Source organism: Salmonella sp. SA14318, assembly GCF_029866905.1.
GTDB classification, from domain to species: Bacteria; Pseudomonadota; Gammaproteobacteria; order Enterobacterales; family Enterobacteriaceae; genus Salmonella; species Salmonella enterica.
On the sequence record NZ_CP123282.1, the window covers coordinates 2,008,657 to 2,031,924 of the forward strand.

General features: G+C 47.8%; 26 protein-coding genes. 14 read left to right on the plus strand and 12 right to left on the minus strand.

Going from position 1 to position 23,268, the window contains the following annotated elements; genetic code table 11:
• Nucleotides 1-104 precede the first annotated feature (104 nt).
• The 3 genes from QEN32_RS09570 to QEN32_RS09580 form a co-directional block, all read right to left on the minus strand.
• Nucleotides 105-1,118, minus strand: a complete 1,014-nt coding sequence (locus tag QEN32_RS09570) for an acyltransferase family protein (RefSeq protein WP_280144450.1) — start codon at nucleotides 1,116-1,118, stop codon at nucleotides 105-107.
• Nucleotides 1,119-1,814: 696 nt separating this feature from the next.
• Complete coding sequence (locus QEN32_RS09575) at nucleotides 1,815-2,018, minus strand: FimD/PapC N-terminal domain-containing protein (RefSeq protein WP_000775184.1); 204 nt, start codon at nucleotides 2,016-2,018, stop codon at nucleotides 1,815-1,817.
• Between the two features lie 183 nt (nucleotides 2,019-2,201).
• Nucleotides 2,202-2,447 (minus strand): hypothetical protein, encoded by a 246-nt coding sequence (locus QEN32_RS09580; RefSeq protein ID WP_223154444.1) that lies wholly within the window; start codon nucleotides 2,445-2,447, stop codon nucleotides 2,202-2,204.
• A 1,198-nt stretch (nucleotides 2,448-3,645) separates the two neighbouring features.
• Between QEN32_RS09580 and QEN32_RS09585 the strand changes: the two genes are divergently transcribed.
• A complete protein-coding gene (locus QEN32_RS09585; RefSeq protein WP_001518512.1) occupies nucleotides 3,646-3,819 on the plus strand; it encodes a CZB domain-containing protein in 174 nt (57 codons plus the stop codon).
• Between the two features lie 254 nt (nucleotides 3,820-4,073).
• On the opposite strand, the gene QEN32_RS09590 is transcribed toward QEN32_RS09585, so the two are convergent.
• Together QEN32_RS09590 and QEN32_RS09595 are read right to left on the minus strand one after the other, a co-directional pair.
• Nucleotides 4,074-4,550: a hypothetical protein gene (locus tag QEN32_RS09590; protein ID WP_023194965.1), complete on the minus strand. Its 477-nt coding sequence runs from the start codon at nucleotides 4,548-4,550 to the stop codon at nucleotides 4,074-4,076.
• A gap of 327 nt (nucleotides 4,551-4,877) precedes the next feature.
• Complete coding sequence (locus QEN32_RS09595) at nucleotides 4,878-5,273, minus strand: DUF1398 domain-containing protein (RefSeq protein ID WP_000422887.1); 396 nt, start codon at nucleotides 5,271-5,273, stop codon at nucleotides 4,878-4,880.
• 684 nt (nucleotides 5,274-5,957) lie between these two features.
• Here QEN32_RS09595 and sopE2 point away from each other — a divergent pair.
• The 4 genes from sopE2 (at nucleotide 5,958) to pphA (ending at nucleotide 8,003) form a co-directional block, all read left to right on the plus strand.
• Complete coding sequence (gene sopE2, locus QEN32_RS09600; protein WP_265322385.1) at nucleotides 5,958-6,680, plus strand: SPI-1 type III secretion system guanine nucleotide exchange factor SopE2; 723 nt, start codon at nucleotides 5,958-5,960, stop codon at nucleotides 6,678-6,680.
• Nucleotides 6,681-6,964: 284 nt separating this feature from the next.
• Nucleotides 6,965-7,129, plus strand: coding sequence for a hypothetical protein (locus QEN32_RS09605; protein ID WP_001134851.1), 165 nt, complete (start codon nucleotides 6,965-6,967; stop codon nucleotides 7,127-7,129).
• Complete coding sequence (locus QEN32_RS22675; protein ID WP_306726691.1) at nucleotides 7,120-7,335, plus strand: serine/threonine protein phosphatase; 216 nt, start codon at nucleotides 7,120-7,122, stop codon at nucleotides 7,333-7,335. The genes QEN32_RS09605 and QEN32_RS22675 overlap by 10 nt, the downstream gene beginning before the upstream one ends.
• A 17-nt stretch (nucleotides 7,336-7,352) precedes the next feature.
• Nucleotides 7,353-8,003 carry a protein-serine/threonine phosphatase gene (gene pphA / locus QEN32_RS09610; RefSeq protein ID WP_061425091.1) on the plus strand — a complete coding sequence of 217 codons (651 nt, stop codon included), beginning with the start codon at nucleotides 7,353-7,355 and terminating at the stop codon, nucleotides 8,001-8,003.
• A gap of 18 nt (nucleotides 8,004-8,021) precedes the next feature.
• On the opposite strand, the gene QEN32_RS09615 is transcribed toward pphA, so the two are convergent.
• The 5 genes from QEN32_RS09615 to yebS all read right to left on the minus strand — a co-directional run bounded on the left by QEN32_RS09615 (nucleotide 8,022) and on the right by yebS (nucleotide 14,080).
• Nucleotides 8,022-8,213, minus strand: a complete 192-nt coding sequence (locus tag QEN32_RS09615; RefSeq protein WP_000457838.1) for a DUF1482 family protein — start codon at nucleotides 8,211-8,213, stop codon at nucleotides 8,022-8,024.
• A gap of 110 nt (nucleotides 8,214-8,323) precedes the next feature.
• Nucleotides 8,324-8,560: a YebV family protein gene (locus tag QEN32_RS09620; protein ID WP_024131167.1), complete on the minus strand. Its 237-nt coding sequence runs from the start codon at nucleotides 8,558-8,560 to the stop codon at nucleotides 8,324-8,326.
• 117 nt (nucleotides 8,561-8,677) lie between these two features.
• Nucleotides 8,678-10,117, minus strand: coding sequence for a 16S rRNA (cytosine(1407)-C(5))-methyltransferase RsmF (rsmF, locus tag QEN32_RS09625; protein ID WP_001604881.1), 1,440 nt, complete (start codon nucleotides 10,115-10,117; stop codon nucleotides 8,678-8,680).
• Between the two features lie 77 nt (nucleotides 10,118-10,194).
• Complete coding sequence (locus QEN32_RS09630; protein WP_001521100.1) at nucleotides 10,195-12,828, minus strand: PqiB family protein; 2,634 nt, start codon at nucleotides 12,826-12,828, stop codon at nucleotides 10,195-10,197.
• Nucleotides 12,797-14,080 carry a membrane integrity lipid transport subunit YebS gene (yebS, locus tag QEN32_RS09635; protein WP_001207293.1) on the minus strand — a complete coding sequence of 428 codons (1,284 nt, stop codon included), beginning with the start codon at nucleotides 14,078-14,080 and terminating at the stop codon, nucleotides 12,797-12,799. Before yebS ends, QEN32_RS09630 begins: the two co-directional genes overlap by 32 nt.
• Nucleotides 14,081-14,208: 128 nt before the next feature.
• Here yebS and QEN32_RS09640 point away from each other — a divergent pair, with 128 nt between their 5' ends.
• From QEN32_RS09640 to htpX, 4 genes are all read left to right on the plus strand, one after another.
• Complete coding sequence (locus QEN32_RS09640) at nucleotides 14,209-14,706, plus strand: GAF domain-containing protein (protein ID WP_001518229.1); 498 nt, start codon at nucleotides 14,209-14,211, stop codon at nucleotides 14,704-14,706.
• Between the two features lie 97 nt (nucleotides 14,707-14,803).
• Nucleotides 14,804-15,490, plus strand: coding sequence for an RNA chaperone ProQ (gene proQ / locus QEN32_RS09645; RefSeq protein ID WP_000431401.1), 687 nt, complete (start codon nucleotides 14,804-14,806; stop codon nucleotides 15,488-15,490).
• Between the two features lie 19 nt (nucleotides 15,491-15,509).
• Nucleotides 15,510-17,558 (plus strand): carboxy terminal-processing peptidase, encoded by a 2,049-nt coding sequence (gene prc, locus QEN32_RS09650; RefSeq protein WP_001091237.1) that lies wholly within the window; start codon nucleotides 15,510-15,512, stop codon nucleotides 17,556-17,558.
• A gap of 192 nt (nucleotides 17,559-17,750) precedes the next feature.
• Complete coding sequence (gene htpX, locus QEN32_RS09655) at nucleotides 17,751-18,632, plus strand: protease HtpX (protein ID WP_000984498.1); 882 nt, start codon at nucleotides 17,751-17,753, stop codon at nucleotides 18,630-18,632.
• A gap of 47 nt (nucleotides 18,633-18,679) precedes the next feature.
• Here the strand turns inward: htpX and QEN32_RS09660 are convergent, their stop codons facing one another.
• On the minus strand, nucleotides 18,680-20,053 hold the full coding sequence (locus QEN32_RS09660) for an MFS transporter (protein WP_000416139.1): 1,374 nt from the start codon (nucleotides 20,051-20,053) through the stop codon (nucleotides 18,680-18,682).
• A 175-nt stretch (nucleotides 20,054-20,228) separates the two neighbouring features.
• On the opposite strand from QEN32_RS09660, the gene kdgR reads away from it, so the two are divergent.
• Complete coding sequence (kdgR, locus tag QEN32_RS09665) at nucleotides 20,229-21,020, plus strand: DNA-binding transcriptional regulator KdgR (RefSeq protein WP_001262195.1); 792 nt, start codon at nucleotides 20,229-20,231, stop codon at nucleotides 21,018-21,020.
• Between the two features lie 211 nt (nucleotides 21,021-21,231).
• On the opposite strand, the gene yobH is transcribed toward kdgR, so the two are convergent.
• Nucleotides 21,232-21,471: an invasion protein YobH gene (yobH, locus tag QEN32_RS09670; RefSeq protein ID WP_001236777.1), complete on the minus strand. Its 240-nt coding sequence runs from the start codon at nucleotides 21,469-21,471 to the stop codon at nucleotides 21,232-21,234.
• Between the two features lie 157 nt (nucleotides 21,472-21,628).
• On the opposite strand from yobH, the gene mgrB reads away from it, so the two are divergent.
• The 4 genes from mgrB (at nucleotide 21,629) to cspE (ending at nucleotide 23,144) form a co-directional block, all read left to right on the plus strand.
• Nucleotides 21,629-21,772 (plus strand): PhoP/PhoQ regulator MgrB, encoded by a 144-nt coding sequence (gene mgrB / locus QEN32_RS09675; protein ID WP_000714547.1) that lies wholly within the window; start codon nucleotides 21,629-21,631, stop codon nucleotides 21,770-21,772.
• A gap of 70 nt (nucleotides 21,773-21,842) precedes the next feature.
• Entirely contained in the window at nucleotides 21,843-22,130 is a 288-nt protein-coding gene (locus QEN32_RS09680) for a YebO family protein (protein ID WP_001000660.1), read from the plus strand.
• A gap of 648 nt (nucleotides 22,131-22,778) precedes the next feature.
• Nucleotides 22,779-22,922, plus strand: a complete 144-nt coding sequence (locus tag QEN32_RS09685) for a DUF2627 domain-containing protein (protein ID WP_001537930.1) — start codon at nucleotides 22,779-22,781, stop codon at nucleotides 22,920-22,922.
• Between the two features lie 12 nt (nucleotides 22,923-22,934).
• On the plus strand, nucleotides 22,935-23,144 hold the full coding sequence (gene cspE, locus QEN32_RS09690) for a transcription antiterminator/RNA stability regulator CspE (RefSeq protein WP_001062678.1): 210 nt from the start codon (nucleotides 22,935-22,937) through the stop codon (nucleotides 23,142-23,144).
• The last annotated feature ends 124 nt before the right edge of the window (nucleotides 23,145-23,268 follow it).

A 23,268-nucleotide genomic window follows, 5' to 3' on the forward strand; every position in this document is an offset into this window, starting at 1 on the left:
TTACGGGCCGTAAGTAACGAAGCTTAATGTAAATGTTAGATCGTATGCGCCTGTTAGGGGCTGCGGGTAAGATAGCCTTACAGACGCATCTGAAAAACCTCCGGCTATGCCGGAGAATATTTATTTACAAAAATCTTACTTCTTATCTTCCTTACTAAGGATACAAGAACTAATGGGAAAACTATACCGAATGAAAGATATGTTATTGTTTCAATGATTGACCCATTAGATGGGCCGTCAATGCGATGAAGATCATCAATTTGCTTGAGCCCTACAATGGTTAATAGAAGAGTAGCTATCTTGAAAAAGAAGAAGTGCATAGCGAGGATGTGTACTGTATTCTCGCCTATTGTTGTGAAAAATCTAACGAGTATGTTAGATTTTATGTGGTAAGAAATACCAATTACGAGAGAAATGCTAATAAGCGATAAAAAGATAAAGCAATATGGATCAATGCTTCCGTATAAATACATAGTTGGCCGTATTACAATGTAACTAAGGACCATGACGATTAGCGCTGGCAGCATAGCATTTATGCTGCTCAAGGATTTGAATCCAAATTTTTTAAATACATAGCCTATGTAGAAAAACGGCAAATAGACGAAGTATTGTGCGTTTGGAATGTGAGTGTTTATGTAGGGATTGTTAGCAATTGCATTGCTTTTTACAATCCACCAACCAATGAAGAATAAAATTAAAACTGAAGATCCAATTAGCAGTTTATTTTCTTTAACCACTCTATTTAGCCAATAAAAAACAAACTGCATTAAAATCAATACTGGTATGAACCACATTGCACCTGCCAGTGCTTCAGATGGTATTGTTATAGACCGTATAAATGCTGTGACATAATCAGTAGGTGAGTAATAAATGTAATTTGTAGGTTGTAACCCAAACTCAGTAAGTAAATTATGCGCCGATATGATTATCGCAGAATAAATAAGGTACTGACAAATAAGCTTTGATCTGCTTTTTAAAAATTTACTAAATCTGTCAGCATACTTGTCGTAATGAAAGAAATAACCCGATAGCAGAAAAAATCCGGCAACTTGATAGTAATAGAATACCTCCCCAAATGGGAAATTTGCAATGTGTCCAGCAACAACAGACAGCATCATAATTCCCTTGGCTATATCAAGACTTCTGTCTCTGTTGCTTCTTACAGATGGAGTTTGCAATAATTCTGGCGTTAGATTGTGCATGTCGTACAAAAAGTGAATTAATCAGTGCGAGAAATTTAACATATTACACTGGAAAAGAAAAACAACTTACCACTTGTGAGCAAAACCATCGCGCCAGAAAATTTACAAACATAAAAACCGTCTCTGCATTACAAACTTAGGAACGAGGGGGCTAAGGAGAACCCAGCATATGCAAGCGACAGCCAGAGATTCAAAATTGACGAGATCTGCAGGGTCAATTGCAGTACATGCTTGGCTGAGACTATGAATGGCTATGCCATTTTCCAGCCAGATCTTTCGCGTGCAGCTTCAGATGCCAATACCAGTGGAATGTAGACCACAGGTTCGTCATCAGGTTATAGCTCAGCAGGGCGGCTGTGACACCATCACTTCAGCGGGGCGGGGTACTCAAGCCAGATTCTGGTATTCTATCCAGACTTGGGGCAGAGTGACTAACAGAGATTGGTTATCCGGGCTGTATGTTACTTTACCATGCGTAGTGTTCAGTTTCAGACACTGCCGGACGGGCCCGAGTAGTCGGCGGTTCTCCTCTTTTAACCCGAGCATGTCTGCCAGTGCAGAGATGATGCAGAACCGTGAGTGCTCGTCGCTAATCTCCACCACACTGACTTTTTATTGATTGTAAATGAGTCTGTCATTCACGTAAATATCAAGCAGGTAAACCCCTGGCGCAATATAGCCATCCCGGCTGAAGGCGGATAAATCCACACTGAGGTGGTCACTGCTTTTAAGAGAATCGGCGCTGAACTCCGTCGTCTCTACTGGCAACGTCAGTATATTCAGAGTAATTAGCAGTGTAGGCCAATTCAGTTTCATGGTATAAGCCGCTATCCGTGTTGCCTGTATAAATGAAAATCCGCCGCTGCTGATTTAAACCGTTCCGTGAAATAACAGCGCATCACTGAAGAAATAAACAATTCTGGCGTCCGGACATACCAGATAAATGGACAGCGAAACTGTTTATTAATATCTGAAATAAATATCGGCTTGTGGGCCGTATCAGAAGTGTTTCTGATTATAGATGACTGTGGTGCCGACAGTGCCTTGGGAGATTGATCCTCCAGCGGTTATCATACGTGCAAAGAAATTCAGCTTATTAGTCGCCGAATAGATATCCAGCGTAATATCACCTGCTGTAGGTGCCTTGCTCAGGTCCACAGGATTAACGCCATCACCTGTCAGAAGCTGAATAGCCACATTAGTAACAGAATTGCTTGCAGTATTTGCTATTTCTCCTTTAGCCAAATGACCGTCCAGTGGGGGCAGAACACTCGGGAATGTCATGGCCACTGTTGAATAGTGGCGGCACCCGCGCCTGAAGTACTTCCGAGGCCCTCAAATAAATACCCGGTAAGATTGATAATAACTGAAACCGAACTCGAGGACTTGCCTGCTGCTGAGACCCTGGTCTACTTTGATGCTCTCGCTGTCCGGCACAATGCTGTCCGACGCATCAATGGCTGAGACACTGAGGTCATCGCCCTCCCGCCAGCGTCAGTGGTGGCAATAGCGCCAGCAGTAAAAGTCGACGCGCCATATATCATACCGACAGTCGCTAGGGTAAGCATTATTTTATTACGCATAGATAATGTCATTTGAGCGAATGAGAATTATTGATCACAGGCTGAAGATAGGTCTGAAAATATTAATGAGAGACGTTCATGTAAAGCGGGTATCAATAATAAAAGCCACACCACCAAAGTGTCTGGCCCCCTCCCAGGACGCCGATATTTAATATAATTCATTGATAATAATAGTGAATTTGAATCAAAATAACAAAAAATAGATCGATACGATAAACGTTTATGATTGTGATTTAAGAGTAATCATGAAAGAAGCACTTTTAAAAAACTAACATGTCGAATGTCTTGTTTGTAAGTGTTTACCATGATTGTGAAATATTTTATAATATTATTGATGAAATGTGTCTTTTATTTTGCGGGAGAGCTCAATATCATGAATGATAATTTCAAGTCTGTGTTCAGACCGAAACGAAAACAGGATTAAATACTGCTACAAAATCAAATGTAAGGTTATTAATTCTAATGTTTTAAACTGTCCAGGCTCAAATGCAATAAAGATTCATCGGTGAAGCGGCATATTTCTTTAATTGTGATGGTCATCACGATAGTCGCCATGTACTTCGCAGCACTGAACATAGTATGAAACTACTACAGCTAACACTGTCTACTGGAGTAGTCTGGCTATCAGTCGTGTTGAGCACTGAAATGTTAAAGATACAACATATGCCGACTCTGGAAGTATTCCTTTGTCTCCGGTTAGACGAAAATTGTTATTGCAGCAGTTGAGAGAATTTCATATCACGGTCTCTTCAATTGCCGAAAGGATTTATATCTTTTTAGCCAAACAGCGTTATGCTGCTGAAATACTCGACTTGTAGGTTATCACAATAAAGCATTTTTTATGGCGCGAGCAAGTATTTATGGCGATTATTCTTGGTGGAGATGATAGCGTGTCACTGAAATTGATGAGTGCTGGAAAGTGTGTGCTGGGACTGTGGTATCATGGGCAAGGTAAAAGAGCGTACTTACATTTACCGGTATTTCATTCGCTTGGAGAAATACATTCTCTCTACCATGAAATGATAAAAAAATAATTGCTAAGGGGAGGGCTGGATGGCGTTTAACTAATTGCCCTTCGCCCCTGGCACGGCTAGAGGTACTCAGATAGCCGCTTGTAGGCGGCATGGTACGGATACAAAAACATATAGCGCTGTTATATAAACTGTAAACTGGGCTGTGCGTATAATACGAATCTTTCACTCAGAGAAACCTGCTGACAGCGTTAGTACTCCATTAATTAATTTTATACTAAATCTCTGTGGTATGGCGCAGGCGTTTAGAAGACAGGTCAATTGCGATCTGCTGGCTGGGATTTCGTCGCGCCACTCAAAAATGCGCAGAGTTTTTCACCCGCCGTCAATGGCTCAATGGGCGTTTTTCCGAGGGCGGTCTCAGTCATGACGATGGCAGGACCAATAAGCATGGACCATACTTCGCTCGCGCCTTGCTCAAGCGATGTGAAGGCAAGGAACAGTGTTTTATCTGAAGGAAAGCGGTGCTGAGTATTAAAAAGTTTCAGCCAGGCGCGGGACTGCCGGTCGGCCTGTGCTGATCGCGTGCCGAAGCGGAGTACTCTTTTTAGTATGGCGATACCCACAATGCCTGGCCCCAGAATAAAGGGACTCCCGACGTTTATGGTGACGCCGACCCCGAGAAAAACGAGGGCGAATGACAGCACGTTATCTACTCTTCTGGTAAGAGTACTGTATAGCTTTTCCAGAGAGTACCGGTAAAGAATTTGATAACTGATTTCATCCTTGCTCATACATCTCCAGATGGTTTTCCGATTACGCTCCGGTATGCTCCCGGAATCCTGACAGATTCTGCAATTATGCCACACTTCCTGGAGGGTATTAATTAGATAGAATATAAATAGCAGACAAATATTTTGAGCTTTTAGTCGATATCGCTTTGAATATCATTTCTCCTGCATCAGGAGATGCTGTTGTCGAGCATCGTGTCAAACGTTGCTGCGTCGGTCGGACTGCACAGGATAACTCTCGTAGTCAGACTCTCATCATAGTTTCAAATGGATAACCCGCAGTCGTAACACGCCGGATGTCACGACTGACGCTATTATTACCCTGGCTTGTTAAAGCGGCATGACCACATTTTCTATATATAATAATTGGTTGTCTTTCGACCAGTATTGTCGAGTTTTTTGGTTTAATTCTACAATCCATTTAAAAACGCCTGCCGTTGCCAGATCGGTACAGTATTTTTCATAGGAATGCTCCCCCGAAAAGTGTTTGGCTGAAGTCAATTTTATTAATTGCGTATTCGGTGTTGAATTGACTTTAATCAGCTTTCTATTGCTTTTAATAGAAATGAAATGGCCTGCATGAGTGATAATTTTCACATTACCGGTAGCAACAAAATAGATGTAATAAGCGATATTATTATATTCCAGATCGATTAGAAATGCGTTGAAATTTGCATCCTTTCTGACGCGCTCGAAAAAGTGGTTAAGCATAAGCTGTAATTCCATTTGTTAACCTATTGTGAGTTATAATGTTATATGTTGTGTTAGAGTATTGTTGCTTAAAAGCGGCTATACAAAGATGTTACCTAAAAGCAATAATAATCGACTGGTATCATATAGTTTACGTTATGATTGGAATAGTGTTGCAATTGTTACTGATTATTTCTCGTAGCGCGTTTTTTTGACCACTAATAGATGCGTCAATCCATTTCATTTGTAGTTTTTCTGAACGCCATGAAAAGTCATAATATATAAAAATCAGTTAATTAATTGATATTTAGATAATGATTACAGTGGTGGAGAGGTTTGGCGTGGAGACTTTATAGGTTTTGAAAAAGCGGCTAACCTGCAGGCAGGATAACTGACAGTCAGTGTTTGAATAGGGGCAAAATCGTAACAACATCAGCATAAATAATAATATTCATGAATGTTTTTGCGTGACGCAGCAGTTGAATTGAAGTGATGTTTTGCCTGTTCAGGATTGTCCCGGCAAAAATGTTCCTCGATAAAAGTCGATCTCCTTGCGCCGAAAAAAAACAGGCTAAATGACAGAAGAACAAAATTCATCAGGAAAATAAAATTTATACAGATCAATGAATAAAAATGGTTGTGGCGAAGGTGGCTATTTTTTGAAAGCAAGAAATATAAATAAAGTGTAGCTATGCATAGGTACCCAAAAGGAGAACTACCGTGACTAACATAACACTATCCACCCAGCACTATAGAATCCATAGAAGTGACGTTGAACCAGTAAAAGAAAAAACAACGGATAAGGACGTTTTTGCAAAAAGTATTACTGCCGTTAGAAATAGCTTTATCAGCCTGTCGACGAGTCTGTCTGATCGCTTTAGCCTGCATCTGCAAACAGACATACCGACTAGCCATTTTCATCGTGGGAGCGCTTCTGAGGGTAGGGCAGTATTAACCAGTAAAACTGTTAAAGATTTTATGCTGCAAAAGCTCAATAGCCTGGATATCAAAGGTAATGCGAGTAAAGATCCGGCCTATGCTCGTCAGACATGCGAAGCCATGTTATCAGCCGTGTACAGTAATAATAAAGATCACTGTTGTAAATTACTCATCAGTAAAGGGGTCAGTATTACCCCCTTTCTGAAAGAGATAGGAGAGGCTGCGCAGAATGCGGGGCTACCTGGGGAGATAAAAAACGGCGTATTTACTCCAGGTGGGGCAGGAGCGAATCCTTTTGTCGTCCCCCTCATTGCTGCAGCGAGCATTAAATATCCGCATATGTTTATAAATCATAATCAGCAGGTGTCTTTTAAAGCGTATGCTGAGAAAATCGTTATGAAAGAGGTTGCGCCGCTGTTTAATAAGGGGACGATGCCGACGCCACAACAATTTCAGTTAACTATAGAAGATATTGCGAATAAGCATCTTCAGAATGCCTCCTGAAGATAGCAAACACAATACTGCTATTAACCATATGAATTAATAGCAGATTTTCTGAAAGTATATATTCATTTTTATGGCGACGCTTTTAACAAAACGTCGCCATCTTTATTTTAATATAAAAATAAAATGGATACCCTTAAAACTTAAAATAATTGTTATTACCCTAAATACCTACATAACCAGACAGTTTTTTTTGTAACGCTGCGTGTTGTTAAGTCTATGATACCCGCGCACGGATGATGTCTCGATAAGGATTAATGGTCTGTTAACTGTCAGGAGAGGTTATGCCGCCTTTAAAAAAAATTATGCTGCTCCTGTTTGTGGGGGCGATGGTCGCCACGGTAACGACACCTGCATTGGCGCTGGTTTGCCTTGCAACTCACTCAGCTCAAGAGTGTGCTGAAGCCTGTGGTGTCGATATGTGGTTTATGTTTTTGGCATGCTTTTAAGGAGGGAGAATATTGAACGTGAACAGGCGATAGTGAGTAGCTGGCTGCGCCAGGGGATAACACTCCCCTGGCGCAGCCAGTTATATTTTATTGCGATAATAACAAAGTATTTACTCGCTACTGATGAAATTCGCTATTTACAACAGAGCACATTTACTAAGCAAGAAAATCTGCACACGCTATCCTTTTATATCTGTCCTGGATAATGAACGACAGGAAAAATATGATGCGGCCTGAAGAGATTTATCAGCGAATAGAGGCAAAGAATTGGCGGCATGTCTGGGTGGTCGGCGATATTCACGGCTGTTTTTCAATGTTAATGAAAAGGTTACGTGAGTGTCGATTTGATCCGCAACAAGACTTGTTAGTTTCTGTGGGCGATCTCATTGATAGAGGCCCGGACAGCCTGGGTTGCCTGGCTTTACTGCGTAAGTCCTGGATGACGGCGGTTCGCGGCAATCATGAACAAATGGCGCTGGATGCGCGGGCCTCATTGCAGTCGACGCTGTGGTTGATGAATGGTGGCGACTGGTTTACCCGCCTGACCGCTGAACACGCTGCGCAAGCTGAAGCGCTTTTTATCCTTTGTCAGCGGCTGCCCTGGATACTGGAAGTTCGCTGCCGCCATAGCACGCATGTGATCGCTCATGCAGATTATCCAGCATCAACCTATCAATGGCAAAAAAAGGTCGACTTACATCAGGTTCTCTGGAGCCGCGAACGGCTCATAAATAAGCGCGGCGGGATTAGCGGTGCCGATCATTTTTGGTTTGGCCATACGCCGTTGCGTCGGCGCATGGATTTCGCCAACGTACACTATATTGATACGGGCGCGGTATTTGGCGGGCAATTGACGTTAGCGCGGATACAATAGCGGTATCAGCGACCAGGGTTAAAAATCGCTATATTGCTGCGCAGGTCGCCAGAAGCCGTCGATAAAATCTTCTACCGGAAAACAGCCGCCATGGCGAATCCGTTGATCGTCCATCGAATAAAGACACTGCTGCTCGGTATCGTAGATGTCCACGACAATATCCTCGCATCCTCCATCCAGGTAACATACAAAAAGTACCAGCGCGAACATTACATCCTCAATGTTAACTACTTTACACGATAGTGTAGGAGAGGTTAGCGCAGGGGGGAAATGAGAAAAGGAAGAATAAATAACCCGCCTGGCGACGGGTTCTTTTTGAGTCAGGCAAGACGCATGACCCAGGCATCAGATTTAGGATCGTAATGATTACGGAACAAAACGGAATGTTCCCCGTTGAGAATGGCGGGAACGCTGGTTTCGGCATCCCAGGCGTCCAGTTGCATACATAAATCCGGATCGGATTTACAGGGGATTGTTAACGTTCGCTCCCCCGGCGATTCGCCATGTAATTCGGCATCGTCGATTTCAAAAGCGCCAATGCGCACACTGGTTTTCATCATCGTGCTCTCCGTTAATACGCTAATTGTGGTACGACCAGTTTAGCCGTCCATTTTTCAGCGTAGTCAACGTACGCAAAAGCGCCAGTCAAAAAGTGCGGTTTTTTTGTGCGCCTTTTAACTATTACCAGTAAAGAGTTTGCCATCACGTACCAGTTCACGCGGGTAACTGTTCTTTATTCTGGCGCCGATACGTTTTGCCAGACCAAGCGGCTGATGCTGGAACGTCACCAGGACATCATCAGCGGCAGGGGGTGTTTGCGGATAAATATCCCGACCGCGATACCACTCCTCCGCCTCTTGCGCAGAGAGTTCGAACGCGTGAGCATGAGTCGGGCAGGCAAGGGCTATCGTCGCCTCATGTTGCCAGCGATAGCCTTTATTATGACTTTCGGCCAGCTTAATGCCGAGCCGGGAAAAACGGACTTTTCCGATCAGTGATTCAATCTCTGCCGGGAACAGCCAGACCTCTTTTTCACGCTGCCAAAGATGGAGATTTTCATCCCATAACAGTCCGACGGCGTTGGCCGCCTGGGTAACGTGTAATGCTTCGCGGCCTTTGAGGGGGGTAAAAGGAAACGCCCCCACTTTATACCCCGGCGCGGGCATGGCTGGAAGGGATGACATTTTACGCAGACGTGCGACAAAGAATCCTTCGCAGTCGTAAATTTGCGGGAAGACGTGCAGGAAGCCTTCCGGGGTGAGGGCGCGGTCAGCGTCAGGAAACAGATCACCCAGCGGCAAAAATTCAACGGCGTCGGCGTAGGTCTCTTTCAGCCAGAGGCAGACCGCTTCGTTTTCCTGGCGATTTAACGTGCAGGTGGAGTAGACCAGCGTGCCGCCGGGTCGTAAAGCATGAAAAGCGCTGTCGAGCAGTTCCCGCTGTGTAGCCGCGATATCCAGATTGCTTTCTGGCGACCAGTTTTTTAGCGCATCAGGATCTTTACGTACTACGCCTTCGCCAGAGCAGGGCGCATCCAGCAGGATAGCGTCAAACATCTCCGGTAACGCAGCGCCAAATACGCGGCCATCGAAATGCGTCAGTGCGGTATTGGCGATTCCACATCGGCTGATATTAGCGTGCAGAACTTTGACGCGGCTGGCCGAAAATTCGTTGGCCAGAATGGCGCCGCGGTTCCCCATGCGGGCAGCGATCTGCGTGGTTTTGGAGCCAGGCGCCGCTGCCATATCCATGACCCGCTGCGGATGATTATCATCGGCGAACAGGGCCGCGACCGGCAGCATCGAACTGGCCTCCTGAATGTAAAACAGGCCGCTTAAATGCTCAGCGGTACTGCCAAGCGGCAATGCCTCTTCATCATCGCGCTCGATCCAGAATCCTTCATGACACCACGGAATTGGCGTGAGCGACCAGCCGTAGGGCGCGATTAGGGCAAGGAAATCAGCCACGGAGATTTTAAGCGTATTGATGCGTATACTGCGGCGCAACGGGCGTTGGCAGGCCGAAATAAATTCATCAAAAGAGAGCGTGGAAGGCATTGCTTCACGCATTTGCGTCAGAAAAGCGTCAGGAAAATAGACAGCGTGTTGAGCCACAGGTGTATCGCCGGCAAAAAAACAGGCGCGCAGTGTAGCATAAAACGCTCCGGCGCGAGTACGCCGGAGCCGGGTGTTTAACGTGGCAGAGCGGTACCCCATTCACGCCACTCTTTCGGTTCGCTCTCTTGTAACAGGAAATGCTTACCGGCTTGCGCTTTTGGTGCCAGCGGCGTACCAGGTGGAGTAGCGAAGGCGATACCGCCACGGATGAACTGATTGAATGTCCCCGTTTTCACCACGCCGCCTGTCAGACCAAAGTCGAGACTATAGCCGGAGGCAAGCCAGAATACGGAGTTATTACGCACCAGATATTGGTAACGCTTACTGATGCGCAAGGTGATCATCACGCGATCGGAGAGCGACCCCAGGGACATTCCGGTGACGGTTCCCACTTCGATACCGCGGAACAGGACGGGTGTACCAATATTAAGCGAGCCTGCTTCTGGCGCCTCCACGACGATGCTTAACCCATCCAGATAGCGTGAGTCGGTAATCGTGGCTTCCTGCAGTTCAAAGTCGCGCCGTGCCGCGCCGCGTCCTGGCTCAACGTTAATATAGGGCTGGAGAATCGTATCCAGATGCTCGACGCCCGCCGCGGAAATTTGTGGCGTAATAACGGAAAAACGTGTCCCGGCGCGGGCAAATGTCTGTACGTACTCCGGATAAAGGACGGCTTTTGCCTGCACTTCATTACGTGCGGTGATCAATTCCAGCGTCTGGATCTGGCCGATATCAATACCGAGGTAACGAATGGGCATCCCTTCCGCCAATTTTCCGGCGTCGAACGCGTGCAGCGTAATTTGTCCGCCTACCGCGCGAGCGGAGGTTTCTGAAGCATAAAGAATGCGTTTATCGCCTTTGCGCCGACTGGCGCTGGCGCCGCTCAGGTTATCAAAACTAATGGCCCCTTTCAGCGCGCGGGAGAGTGGCGAGGCCTGTACCGTTAGGCCGCTGCCGTTAAGTTGCACCTTCGCGCCGCCTTCCGCCCAGAACACGCTATTGCTGGTTAACAGGTGGCGATATTCCGGCTTAATATGCAGGTCGATGTCAAAGGTATTGGCGCGTGGGCGAACGGTGATGACTTCGCCTACTTCAAATTTTCGATACAGCACGACGGAACCTGCCTGGACATCCGGCAACGTTTCGGCCGTCAGCGTTAAGGTGGTAGTCGGTAAGTCACTGAGGCTATTTTCCAGCGCTTTTTCCAGGTTAGCATAGAGCGGGTAGGTGGATTTCATCTTCCCGCTCGTACCGGGTAAAATACGAATTCCGCCGTCAATCCACTCGCTGGCGCTGGCGCCGAGGAACTCTACGCCGTCAAGGCCGACTTTGACATCTACCCGGCTGTTGACCACGAATTTACTGTCGCCCTGTACCAAATCCCGGTGCTGCGGTTCAATCGCGACGATGAATGACACGCCTTTACTGGATAAGTTGCGCTCAATGACCTGGCCAATTTTTACGCCATGTAAAATTAACGGCTGGCCCGGTTCGATGCCGTAACTTTCCGGGGCCGTCAGCGTCAGGGTTAAGGCATTCGCCTCATGCAGCAGGGCTTTTTCACCCGGCACCACCACAAATTCACTGCGCGGTTCGCCGTCGCCCGGCACCAGCTCGAAGGTTTTTCCGGTTAACAACGAACTGATATTCGCGTCACTTAGCGACAGTTTGGGATTGCGTAACTCAATACGCGTATTTTCCCGCATCAGCGGAACAACGCTGGGATCGACGGTCATCTCTCCGGTGACTTTACCGCCAGGGTTGAGCGTCAGTTTAGAAAGCTCACCCACCTCCAGTCCCTGGTACATGAGCGGCGTAGATTCCGCTTTCAGACCGTCTCCGCTGGGCAGCTCAAGTTTAACGATTACCCCTCGTTGGCTGTGGGCTAAATCTTTATATAAGCCGAACGTGTCATCCTGGGCGGCGGGTTTGGAATTGTCCGGTGAGTCAAACGCAATCGCGCCATTGACCAGGGCCGCGAGGCTCTCCAGTTTCACCTTCGCGCCGCTCAGGCTTAGATCGGCGTCAATGCCGGAGACATTCCAAAAACGGCTGCCTTTTTTCACCAGATCGGTAAACCGTCGCTCAATCAGAACGTCAATCGTCACGCCCTGTTTGTTAGGGTTAATCGAATAGTCATACACCCGTCCGACAGGGATTTTACGGAAATAGACCAGTGAACCGCTATTAAGCGAACCGAGATCCGGCGCATTGAGATGAATCATCAGATCGCCGTTGCTAAGCCGGTATTTAGGCTGTGTATCCAGGGCGACGAAATGATCTCTGGGCTTGCCTTTACCTGGCATCATACCGATGTAATTCCCGCCGACCAACGCATCCAGGCCGGAAACGCCCGCCAGCGAGGCTTTGGGCGTCACCAGCCAGAATTGCGTCTCTTCGCGCAACGCATCTTCCATATCTGATTTGATACTGACGCGAACTTCAATTTTGCGCAGATCTTTGCTCAGGCTGACATCTTCCACGGTGCCGACTTCTACTCCCTGATAACGAACGGGAGTCCGGCCTGGTACGATACCATCCGCCGACATAAAATCGATAGTCACGCTATTGCCGCGATCCTGGTAGCTATCCCATACTAGCCACCCTGCGATCATTAGCGCGATAAGCGGTAGCAGCCAGAAAGGTGAAATACGGCGTTTGGTTTTAATTTGCGCTTCAGTCTTCGAAGCGGGCGTTTCCTGACTCATGTGCATCCCAAAGTAAGCGGCTATCCAGCCATTCCACTGCAAGAATAGTCAAAATTACCGCTGCGCCGAAATAAAACGCAGCCGGTCCCATAGTAAAAGCCAGAATCTGATCGCGATTAATCAGAGACATGGTTAACGAGATAACGAAAAGATCCAGCATCGACCAGCGGCCTATCCATGTCACCAGACGCAGCAACAGAATTCGCGTCCGCAGTCCCTGTTCGCATTTAAAATGGATACTCAACAGTAGCGTAAACATCACGATGACTTTGGTAAACGGCACCAAAATACTGGCGATAAAAACGACGGCGGCGACGGCGATATTGCTGCTGGCAAGCGACATAATGCCCGACAGGATAGTATCTTCCTGACGCCCGCCATTAATGTAGATTACCGAGATAGGCAGCAGGTTTGCCGGCAGCAAAAAGACAATAGACGCCAGCAAGGCCGCCCAACACTTCTGTATGCTCTGTTTTCTGCGTAACCGTAGCGGAATATGACAACGCGGGCAGCGTCCTTTTGCATCCGGATAGCCGCTAAAGTGGCAGCCAAGACAGACGCGCAATCTTTCGTCCGCACGTTGAGCAGGGCGCTGCGGATAAAATCGTTCCCATAGTTGCTCCACATTCAGATGAATCATAGTCAGAATGCTAAGAACCACCAACGAAACGAACGCTAAAAGCCCGATGCCCGGCTGCAGAAAGGCATAGTCCTGCACTTTGATAGAGGCAACGCCAATACCGACCAGATAGATGTCCAGCATCACCCACTCTTTCAGTTTTTCCAGCATCAGCAGGACTGGACGCAGATTCATGCCGAGAAGGCTGCCAAACCACAGGTAAGCAATTGAAAAAACCAGAATAAGCGGCGCGCCCACCACGCAAAAGAGCACCATTGCGGCGGTTAACGGATCGCCCTGTTGCGTCATTTGCCAGATGCCGTGCATCACATTGGCATCAATGCGTACACCCAACAGGTAGATATGGAGTAACGGTTCGCTCCAGGCAAACGGCATCAATAGCAGCATGGTTACCGCCATCGCGGTCAGCCGCGTCAGCGACCAGTCGCGCCCATCGCGAATTTTGGCCTGGCAACGAGGACAATAAGCGCTTTGATGAGCGCTCATCTCCGGCAAGCTGAACAGCATGTCGCATTCAGGGCAGCGCTGGTAGTGGCTGCGCGGCAGCGCTTCGCTAATTGACCTGATCGTTAGCTTTTTTGTTGGCGTGACGTGTGAGGTGTTCAGAGCCATGTATCGTGAATCAAAGTGTTAGAATAATGTAATCTTAACTCATGACAGGAATAATCTTGAGCAAGAACGCATTTAATGCTTATTTTAATAGCCTGTGTTTAGGAGTAAGACCACGAAGTGATTATATAATGAGCAAAACAGAACTATACGCGGCGTTAAACCGCGATTTTCAGTCGTTAATGGCAGGTGAAACCAGCTTTCTGGCCACGCTGGCGAATACCAGCGCGCTACTGTTCGAACGTCTTACCGAGGTGAACTGGGCAGGGTTTTATCTCCTCGAAGGCGATACGCTGGTGTTGGGGCCGTTTCAGGGGCGAATCGCCTGTGTGCGGATTCCGGTTGGTCGCGGCGTGTGCGGCGCAGCGGTAGCGCAGAATAAGGTTCAACGTATTGATGATGTTCATGCGTTTGACGGCCATATTGCCTGTGATGCCGCCAGCAACGCCGAAATTGTGCTGCCTGTCACGGTTGGCGAACGGATTATCGGCGTGCTGGATATAGATAGCACGGCGTTTGGCCGTTTTACCGAAGAAGATGAACACGGCCTGCGTACGCTGGTCGCACAGCTTGAAACCGTGCTTGCAACGACGGATTACAAAAAATTCTTTGCGAGCGTCGCAGGATAATCAACGGATAACGTAGCAATTACTGATGGCGTCATTATAATGACGCCTGTTCATGCCTGCTGCTTGTTGGCTACGTCCGTTGTAATCAGGAAATTTCATGGAAAATCAACCTAAGTTGAATAGCAGTAAAGAAGTTATCGCGTTTCTGGCCGAGCGTTTTCCTCACTGTTTTAGTGCGGAAGGCGAAGCTCGCCCGCTGAAAATTGGTATTTTTCAGGATCTGGTAGAGCGAGTTGGGGGCGAAATGAACCTCAGCAAAACGCAACTTCGTTCCGCTTTACGTCTTTATACTTCAAGCTGGCGTTACCTGTACGGCGTTAAGCCGGGCGCAACGCGCGTCGACCTTGATGGCAATCCGTGCGGCGAGCTGGAAGAACAGCATGTCGAACATGCGCGTAAGCAGCTTGAAGAAGCCAAAGCCCGTGTTCAGGCGCAGCGCGCAGAGCAGCAAGCGAAAAAACGCGAAGCTGCCGCGGCGGCTGGCGAAAAAGAAGACGCGCCGCGACGCGAGCGTAAACCTCGCCCGGTAGCGCGTCGTAAAGAAGGCGCTGAACGTAAACCTCGCGCTGATAAACCGACGACGAAAGCGCCGCGTGCGCCTCGCGAAGAGAAGCACACGCCGGTTTCTGATATTTCAGTATTGACCGTAGGGCAGTCCCTCAAGGTGAAAGCGGGTAATAATGCGATGGATGCCACCGTATTAGAAATCACCAAAGATGGTGTCCGTGTACAGCTGAATTCGGGTATGTCTTTGATTGTACGCGCAGAACACCTGGTGTTCTGAAACGGAGGCCAGGCCTGGCATGAACACTTTTTTTAGGCTTACCGCGTTAGCTGGCCTGCTTGCATTAGCAGGCCAGTCCTTCGCCGTGGAAGATATTACGCGTGCCGATCAAATTCCCGTACTAAAGGAAGAGACGCAACATGCGACGGTGAGCGAGCGCGTAACGTCGCGTTTTACCCGCTCCCACTATCGCCAGTTCGATCTGGATGAGGCATTTTCGGCAAAGATTTTTGATCGCTATCTGAATCTTCTCGACTATAGCCACAACGTTTTGTTGGCGAGCGATGTCGAGCAGTTTGCGAAAAAGAAAACCGTGTTGGGCGATGAGCTGCGCACGGGTAAGCTGGATGTTTTTTACGATCTTTATAACCTGGCGCAAAAGCGCCGGTTTGAACGTTACCAGTACGCGCTAAAAGTGCTGGAACGGCCAATGGATTTCACCGGAAACGATACGTTTAACCTGGACCGCAGTAAAGCGCCCTGGCCGAAAGATGAGGCTGAGCTAAATGCGCTGTGGGATGGCAAAGTGAAATTCGATGAGCTCAGCCTGAAACTCACCGGCAAGAGCGACAAAGAAATTCGCGAAACGCTGACGCGTCGCTACAAATTCGCTATTCGTCGCCTGGCGCAGACCAACAGTGAAGATGTGTTCTCGCTGGCGATGACCGCTTTTGCGCGTGAAATCGACCCGCATACGAATTATCTTTCTCCCCGCAATACCGAGCAGTTTAATACCGAAATGAGCCTGTCTCTGGAAGGTATCGGCGCGGTGCTGCAAATGGATGACGATTATACTGTCATTAACTCATTGGTTGCCGGCGGCCCGGCAGCGAAGAGCAAGTCGATTAGCGTCGGCGATCGTATCGTCGGCGTAGGGCAGGCCGGAAAACCGATGGTCGACGTTATTGGCTGGCGTCTTGACGATGTGGTGGCGCTGATCAAAGGGCCGAAAGGCAGCAAGGTTCGACTGGAAATACTGCCGGCTGGCAAAGGGACGAAAACGCGTATTATCACGCTGACGCGTGAACGAATTCGTCTTGAAGATCGCGCGGTTAAAATGTCGGTGAAAACCGTCGGCAAGGAAAAAGTTGGCGTACTGGATATTCCAGGCTTCTATGTCGGCTTGACCGATGATGTCAAAGTTCAGCTTCAGAAGCTGGAAAAACAGAACGTTAACAGCATCGTTATCGATCTGCGTTCAAACGGCGGTGGGGCGCTGACGGAAGCCGTTTCGCTTTCCGGTCTGTTTATCCCTTCTGGTCCGATAGTTCAGGTGCGCGACAATAACGGCAAAGTGCGTGAGGATAGCGACACCGACGGCGTGGTCTACTACAAAGGCCCGCTGGTGGTGCTGGTCGATCGTTTCAGTGCCTCGGCATCGGAAATCTTTGCTGCCGCGATGCAGGATTATGGTCGCGCGCTGATTGTCGGTGAGCCGACCTTCGGTAAAGGGACGGTACAGCAATATCGTTCGCTAAACCGAATTTACGATCAGATGCTTCGCCCGGAATGGCCTGCGCTGGGTTCGGTGCAGTACACCATTCAGAAGTTTTACCGTGTCAACGGCGGTAGTACGCAGCGTAAAGGGGTCACGCCGGATATCATCATGCCGACCGGCAATGAAGAGACGGAAACCGGAGAAAAATTTGAAGATAACGCCTTGCCGTGGGATAGCATTGATGCGGCGAAATACGTGAAATCGGACGATTTGGCCCCGTTTGGCCCGGAATTATTGAAAGAACACAACGCGCGTATCGCCAAAGATCCTGAGTTTCAGTACATCATGAAGGATATCGCACGTTTCAATGCCATGAAGGATAAGCGCAACATCGTCTCTCTGAATTATGCGCAGCGTGAGAAAGAGAACAATGAAGAAGACGCTCTGCGTCTGGCGCGTATTAACGATCGGTTTAAACGTGAGGGTAAACCGTTGCTGAAGAAACTGGACGATCTGCCAAAGGATTACCAGGAGCCGGACCCGTACCTTGATGAAACGGTGAAGATTGCTCTGGACCTGGCGCATCTTGAAAAAGAAAAACCAGCGGAGCAGGCGGCAGCCAATAAGTAACGCTAAACAGGCACAAAAAATTGTGCCTGTTTTTTTTAACAAGCGCAGAAGTCGTCAGGATAATGCTACAAAATGTAAAGTTGTGTTTTTCTCGTGACTTACCGCCTGGTGATGCTTGAAAATAGCCATAAGACCCATACGATGTGGGTAATCGCATAGTGCGCTTTGTTAAATTGAGGTTAAAAGAAAATTATGATGCGAATCGCGCTCTTCCTGCTGACGAACCTGGCCGTGATGGTCGTTTTCGGGCTGGTTCTGAGCCTGACAGGGATACAGTCGAGCAGCGTGCAAGGCTTGCTGATCATGGCGCTGCTGTTTGGTTTTGGCGGTTCTTTTATTTCATTGCTGATGTCCAAATGGATGGCGTTAAAATCCGTAGGAGGGGAAGTTATTGAACAGCCTCGCAATGAAAGAGAACGCTGGTTGATGAACACCGTAGCAACGCAAGCGCGCCAGGCCGGTATCGCCATGCCGCAGGTTGCTATCTACCATGCGCCGGACATTAACGCGTTTGCGACGGGCGCACGCCGTGACGCCTCATTGGTCGCTGTGAGCACCGGTTTGTTGCAAAACATGAGCCCTGACGAAGCGGAAGCCGTCATTGCGCATGAAATCAGCCATATTGCCAATGGCGATATGGTGACGATGACGTTGATTCAAGGGGTGGTTAACACCTTCGTTATCTTTATTTCGCGCATTATCGCGCAAATTGCTGCTGGTTTTCTGGGCGGCAACCGCGATGAAGGCGAAGGAAGTAACGGTAATCCGCTAATCTATTTCGCCGTTGCGACGGTGCTGGAACTGGTCTTCGGTATTCTGGCGAGCATTATCACCATGTGGTTCTCCCGTTACCGTGAGTTTCATGCCGATGCGGGATCGGCGAAGCTGGTTGGCCGTGAAAAAATGATTGCCGCGCTGCAGCGCCTGAAAACCAGCTACGAGCCGCAAGAAGCGACCAGCATGATGGCGTTTTGTATTAACGGTAAATCGAAATCGTTAAGCGAGCTGTTTATGACGCACCCACCGCTGGATAAACGCATTGAAGCGCTGCGTAGCGGTGAGTACCTGAAATAATAAGCCCACTGGCAAGTATGAAAAGCGCGTCGAATGACGCGCTTTTTTTACGCCTGAACGCGTGGTTGCGTAATACGTAAACCGCTCACCACCGCTGCGAGAGTCGCCAGGATCGCCGCCGCAAGCAGCGAAAGATGCGTACCGCTATCGCCAAACTGGTTCAACATCAGCGCTACCAGCGCGGCGCCAGTACTTTGGCCTAACAGTCGCGCCGTGCCCAGCATCCCGCTGGCGCCACCGCTGCGCTCACGCGGCGCGGAAGTGATAATGGTGTGATTATTCGGCGACTGGAACAGGCCAAACCCTGCGCCGCAAAGGATCATCGGCCAGATAATATTCAGATCGGAGGGGGAGGCTGGCAACATGACCAGCGCAAACAACCCGGCTGCCATTATCACCATTCCCAGCGCCCCCAGCAAACCGGCATGAAGACGTTCTATCAGGTATCCCGCCAGCGGCGCCATTACCATCGTTGCCAGCGGCCAGGGCGTCAATAACAGGCCGGTTTCTACTTCGCTACGGCCCAACACGGTTTGCAGATAAAAAGGTAGCGAGACCATGGCTAACATTTGCGCGCAGAACGAGCAAATTGACGTGCCGATCGAGAGTGAAAAAAGCGGAATGCGTAACAAGTCGATGGGTAACAAAGGGACGGGCAAAGAAAGCTGGCGGCGCACGAAGAAAAACCCGACCACGACCAGAACGAGCAGCTCTGCGCCAATCAACGTTAGCGACTGTCCCTGGGCAAAGCCGCTCAATGCGGTAATCAGCAGGCCAAATGTGAGCGCATTCATTACCGCGCTCGGTAAGTCAAAGCGCGGCTTAGTGTCATGGGCGATGTTTGCTGGTAAAAAGCGTATGGCCAGAATTAACGCGATGATACCTAACGGGACATTAATCAGAAACAGCCATTTCCATGATGAGATGGACAAAATCGCTGCGGCGATCGTCGGACCCGCGGCGGAAGAGACTGCGACGATAAAAGAGTTAATTCCCATGCCTCGTCCCAGATGACGCTGGGGGTAGATAAGACGAATCAGCGCCGTGTTTACGCTCATTAGCGCCGCGCCGCCAAATCCCTGCGCGATACGCGCCAGCGTCAGCATCTGTAGCGAGTCTGAAAGCGCGCAAAACAATGATGAAAGCAGAAATACCACTAAACCACATTTGTAGATCCGGCGATAACCAAACATGTCGCCTAAAAAAGACAGGGAAAGCAGTGAGACGACAATGGCGATTTGGTACGCATTGACAATCCAGATAGAGCTGGCAGGGGAGGCATGTAAATCAGTCGCAATGGTTGGCAGCGCGACATTAGCGATTGCGCCATCCAGAACCGCCATCGAAATACCGATAATAATCGTCAGGATAGCGCCGTATCTCTGCGGGAGGGGCAGGCCATCGGCCCGTGTTTTTTCCATAAGTATTTTGTAATAAGGGGAATTATGAGCTGAATAATAATGTTAGCATTAATACTGAGTTGTTATGTCGCAGATTTGTAACGAAGTAAGCAAAGATGGATTGCGGGCGACCTGGCGTGAAATTATAATAAAAACTCGTTCTGAATTTTATAAAACGCTCGTAATGAGGTGATAAATGGCAAACGCAGATCTGGATAAGCAGCCTGATTCTGTATCTTCTGTGCTGAAAGTTTTCGGCATTCTGCAGGCGCTGGGTGAAGAGCGTGAAATAGGGATTACCGAGCTATCGCAGCGCGTCATGATGTCGAAAAGCACCGTTTATCGCTTTTTGCAAACCATGAAAACGCTGGGCTACGTGGCTCAGGAGGGGGAGTCTGAAAAATACTCTCTGACGCTAAAGCTGTTTGAGCTGGGCGCACGAGCGTTGCAAAATGTTGATCTCATCCGCAGTGCGGACATTCAGATGCGCGAACTGTCTCGTCTGACAAAAGAAACTATCCATCTTGGCGCGCTGGATGAAGACAGTATTGTCTATATCCATAAAATTGACTCTATGTACAATCTGCGGATGTACTCACGTATTGGGCGTCGTAATCCGCTGTACAGTACGGCCATCGGTAAAGTGCTTCTGGCCTGGCGCGACCGTGATGAGGTTAAGCAGATTCTCGACGGCGTAGAGTATAAGCAAAGCACTGGACGCACGATTACCAGCACTGAAGCGTTGCTGCCGCTGTTGGATGAAGTGCGTGCGCAAGGCTACGGTGAAGATAACGAAGAACAGGAAGAAGGGTTACGTTGTATCGGCGTACCGGTATTTGACCGTTTTGGCGTAGTCATCGCAGGGTTAAGCATTTCGTTCCCGACGCTGCGTTTTTCAGAAGAACGCCTACAGGAATATGTGGCTATGTTACACGCCGCCGCGCGTAAAATTTCTGAACAAATGGGTTACAACGATTATCCCTTCTAAGCAACGTTATTTGCATGACGTTAAAAAAAAGCAGCTACGAAAAATGTAGCTGCTTTTTTTATAACATCGGGTGGGATGAAATCGTAAAAGTAGATAATATCTGTCGGCTTATTTAACGGTTATTAAAATATTATTTAACAGTACTTATGAACAACAGCCAATATAGGGGAATTATTGGTGATAGTTTCACTGTGAAATTATTTATTGCCGCTTAGCCATTATCCACCACGGTGGCGATTTTTCTGAAAATGGGACAGTCGGAAAAGCCAATAATGCCGCTGTTGGTATGGAGATATTGCGCCGTGCTGGTGCCGCGTGCGGTCAGGTAATGGCACTGTAAACCCAGCCCCGCAGCGTTCACTTTACTTCCCACCAGGATGCCATAGCCGCTCATCAGCAGGCCTATCCACACCAGGGCAAACAATACAATTGCGCGAATGATCAAACGCATTACTACCTCTTTTCTTTTTTAGTTAAAATAAGAGTAGCGTGTACATTGATTGAAACAAGTGAATCATTCCTAAAAACATATAATGCCGCTACAGTTACTCCTGGTTTAAGTAACTCATGATAATTTAGCGACATAAGATGTAAGATCGGAGAGTGGAGTGAAAAAATTTCGATGGGTCGTTCTCGGCATCGTGGTGGTAGTATGCCTGTTGCTGTGGGCGCAGGTGTTTAATATCATGTGCGATCAGGATGTACAATTTTTCAGCGGTATTTGCGCCATCAATAAATTTATTCCCTGGTAAACGTTTTACACCAGAGATTTCCTTCCCGTGTAGCAGTGGTAGAATGACGTCTCTACATTGAGGTGGTGAAATGAACGACGTTTTAAACTCTGGTGCGTTTTCTCTTGCATCTTTAATAGTATCAATGGTGGTTCTGGTGGTGGGGCTGGCGCTCTGGTTCTTTGTCAACCGGGCAAGTTCCCGTGCCAACGAGCAGATAGAATTGCTCGAAGCGTTATTGGATCAACAGAAGCGGCAAAACGCGTTGTTACGCCGTCTTTGCGAAGCAAACGAACCAGAAAAAGAAGCGGAACCCGCAACAGCGGCAAGCGAACCAAAAGAGGATGAGGACATCATTCGTCTGGTTGCAGAACGATAATGCTTACCGGGGCGCAAATGGCGCTAGTGCCATACGCCCCATTTCCCCGTCGGATCTCTCCGCGTTGCCGTTTGCAACTGATACTACAGCATCAACACCTTACATAATATATGGCTTTATATGCAACATAGTTTTATATGTATAACAAATGGACATATGGCATTTTTGTGATACCGCTCATTCTCTATTAAAAGCGAAACGTTTCTCTCTCTTTATGGATTGTCATTGTTTGTTCATTATTTTAAGGCATTCTGTAAAGACGCAGAACATCACAAAAAGCGGTGTCGAAAATCGCTTTTCTTTTCTATTATTTTGATTAAAAGGTGTTTTTTATCATTGTGACAATTTATGCATAACTCAGCATAAAAAGTGATATGAAAAATACAGCTTTTAAATGTGATTTGATGCACTGGAAGAAGCGAAGTTATTGAGCTATGGTAGAAAAATGGCTTTTCAGCAGTGACGTTGTCAGGAGTCCGTCAGCGCGTGAGGATATATCTTTCGCAATTTTGTTGCATAAACGTGCTGTCAATTTGTGAAGGTTCTCGTAATTTGTGCGACGGATCGAGACACGTTTAAAAATGGCTTGCCATAATTAACGTTGTATGTGATAACAGGCTTTGGGTTAAACGAGGTACAGTTCTGTTTATGTGTGGCATTTTCAGTAAAGAAGTCCTGAGTAAACACGTTGACGTTGAATACCGCTTCTCTGCCGAACCTTATATTAGTGCCTCAAGCAGTAATGTCTCAGTTTTATCTATGTTATGCCTACGGGCAAAGAAAACACTCTAAGGAATTTTGCAAATGGCAAAGATTAAAGGTCAAGTTAAGTGGTTCAACGAATCCAAAGGTTTTGGCTTCATTACTCCGGCTGACGGCAGCAAAGATGTGTTCGTACACTTCTCCGCTATCCAGGGCAATGGTTTCAAAACTCTGGCTGAAGGCCAGAACGTTGAGTTCGAAATTCAGGACGGCCAGAAAGGTCCGGCTGCTGTTAACGTAACAGCTATCTGATCGACACCACTGATTTGATGCGTTTGTCGCGTCAGCCTCAGATATAAAGCCTCGCTAAAAGCGGGGCTTTTTAATTCAATATCCTTCAAAATGTGTCTGGATGCGCTCTCGTTAGCGATTTGTT

What these genes read in the sequence shown, in the direction of transcription:
- QEN32_RS09585 (WP_001518512.1), top strand. Translation starts at nt 3,646, where the DNA reads ATGGCGATTATTCTTGGTGGAGATGATAGCGTGTCACTGAAATTGATG.
- proQ (WP_000431401.1), top strand. Translation starts at nt 14,804, where the DNA reads ATGGAAAATCAACCTAAGTTGAATAGCAGTAAAGAAGTTATCGCGTTT.
- QEN32_RS09630 (WP_001521100.1), bottom strand. Translation starts at nt 12,828, where the DNA reads ATGAGTCAGGAAACGCCCGCTTCGAAGACTGAAGCGCAAATTAAAACC.
- pphA (WP_061425091.1), top strand. Translation starts at nt 7,353, where the DNA reads ATGATGCGGCCTGAAGAGATTTATCAGCGAATAGAGGCAAAGAATTGG.
- QEN32_RS09605 (WP_001134851.1), top strand. Translation starts at nt 6,965, where the DNA reads ATGCCGCCTTTAAAAAAAATTATGCTGCTCCTGTTTGTGGGGGCGATG.
- yebS (WP_001207293.1), bottom strand. Translation starts at nt 14,080, where the DNA reads ATGGCTCTGAACACCTCACACGTCACGCCAACAAAAAAGCTAACGATC.
- QEN32_RS09575 (WP_000775184.1), bottom strand. Translation starts at nt 2,018, where the DNA reads ATGAAACTGAATTGGCCTACACTGCTAATTACTCTGAATATACTGACG.
- QEN32_RS09680 (WP_001000660.1), top strand. Translation starts at nt 21,843, where the DNA reads ATGAACGACGTTTTAAACTCTGGTGCGTTTTCTCTTGCATCTTTAATA.
- cspE (WP_001062678.1), top strand. Translation starts at nt 22,935, where the DNA reads ATGGCAAAGATTAAAGGTCAAGTTAAGTGGTTCAACGAATCCAAAGGT.
- prc (WP_001091237.1), top strand. Translation starts at nt 15,510, where the DNA reads ATGAACACTTTTTTTAGGCTTACCGCGTTAGCTGGCCTGCTTGCATTA.
- QEN32_RS09615 (WP_000457838.1), bottom strand. Translation starts at nt 8,213, where the DNA reads ATGTTCGCGCTGGTACTTTTTGTATGTTACCTGGATGGAGGATGCGAG.
- yobH (WP_001236777.1), bottom strand. Translation starts at nt 21,471, where the DNA reads ATGCGTTTGATCATTCGCGCAATTGTATTGTTTGCCCTGGTGTGGATA.
- QEN32_RS09595 (WP_000422887.1), bottom strand. Translation starts at nt 5,273, where the DNA reads ATGGAATTACAGCTTATGCTTAACCACTTTTTCGAGCGCGTCAGAAAG.
- htpX (WP_000984498.1), top strand. Translation starts at nt 17,751, where the DNA reads ATGATGCGAATCGCGCTCTTCCTGCTGACGAACCTGGCCGTGATGGTC.
- kdgR (WP_001262195.1), top strand. Translation starts at nt 20,229, where the DNA reads ATGGCAAACGCAGATCTGGATAAGCAGCCTGATTCTGTATCTTCTGTG.
- QEN32_RS22675 (WP_306726691.1), top strand. Translation starts at nt 7,120, where the DNA reads ATGCTTTTAAGGAGGGAGAATATTGAACGTGAACAGGCGATAGTGAGT.
- QEN32_RS09590 (WP_023194965.1), bottom strand. Translation starts at nt 4,550, where the DNA reads ATGAGCAAGGATGAAATCAGTTATCAAATTCTTTACCGGTACTCTCTG.
- QEN32_RS09620 (WP_024131167.1), bottom strand. Translation starts at nt 8,560, where the DNA reads ATGAAAACCAGTGTGCGCATTGGCGCTTTTGAAATCGACGATGCCGAA.
- QEN32_RS09640 (WP_001518229.1), top strand. Translation starts at nt 14,209, where the DNA reads ATGAGCAAAACAGAACTATACGCGGCGTTAAACCGCGATTTTCAGTCG.
- QEN32_RS09570 (WP_280144450.1), bottom strand. Translation starts at nt 1,118, where the DNA reads ATGATGCTGTCTGTTGTTGCTGGACACATTGCAAATTTCCCATTTGGG.
- QEN32_RS09685 (WP_001537930.1), top strand. Translation starts at nt 22,779, where the DNA reads ATGTGTGGCATTTTCAGTAAAGAAGTCCTGAGTAAACACGTTGACGTT.
- QEN32_RS09660 (WP_000416139.1), bottom strand. Translation starts at nt 20,053, where the DNA reads ATGGAAAAAACACGGGCCGATGGCCTGCCCCTCCCGCAGAGATACGGC.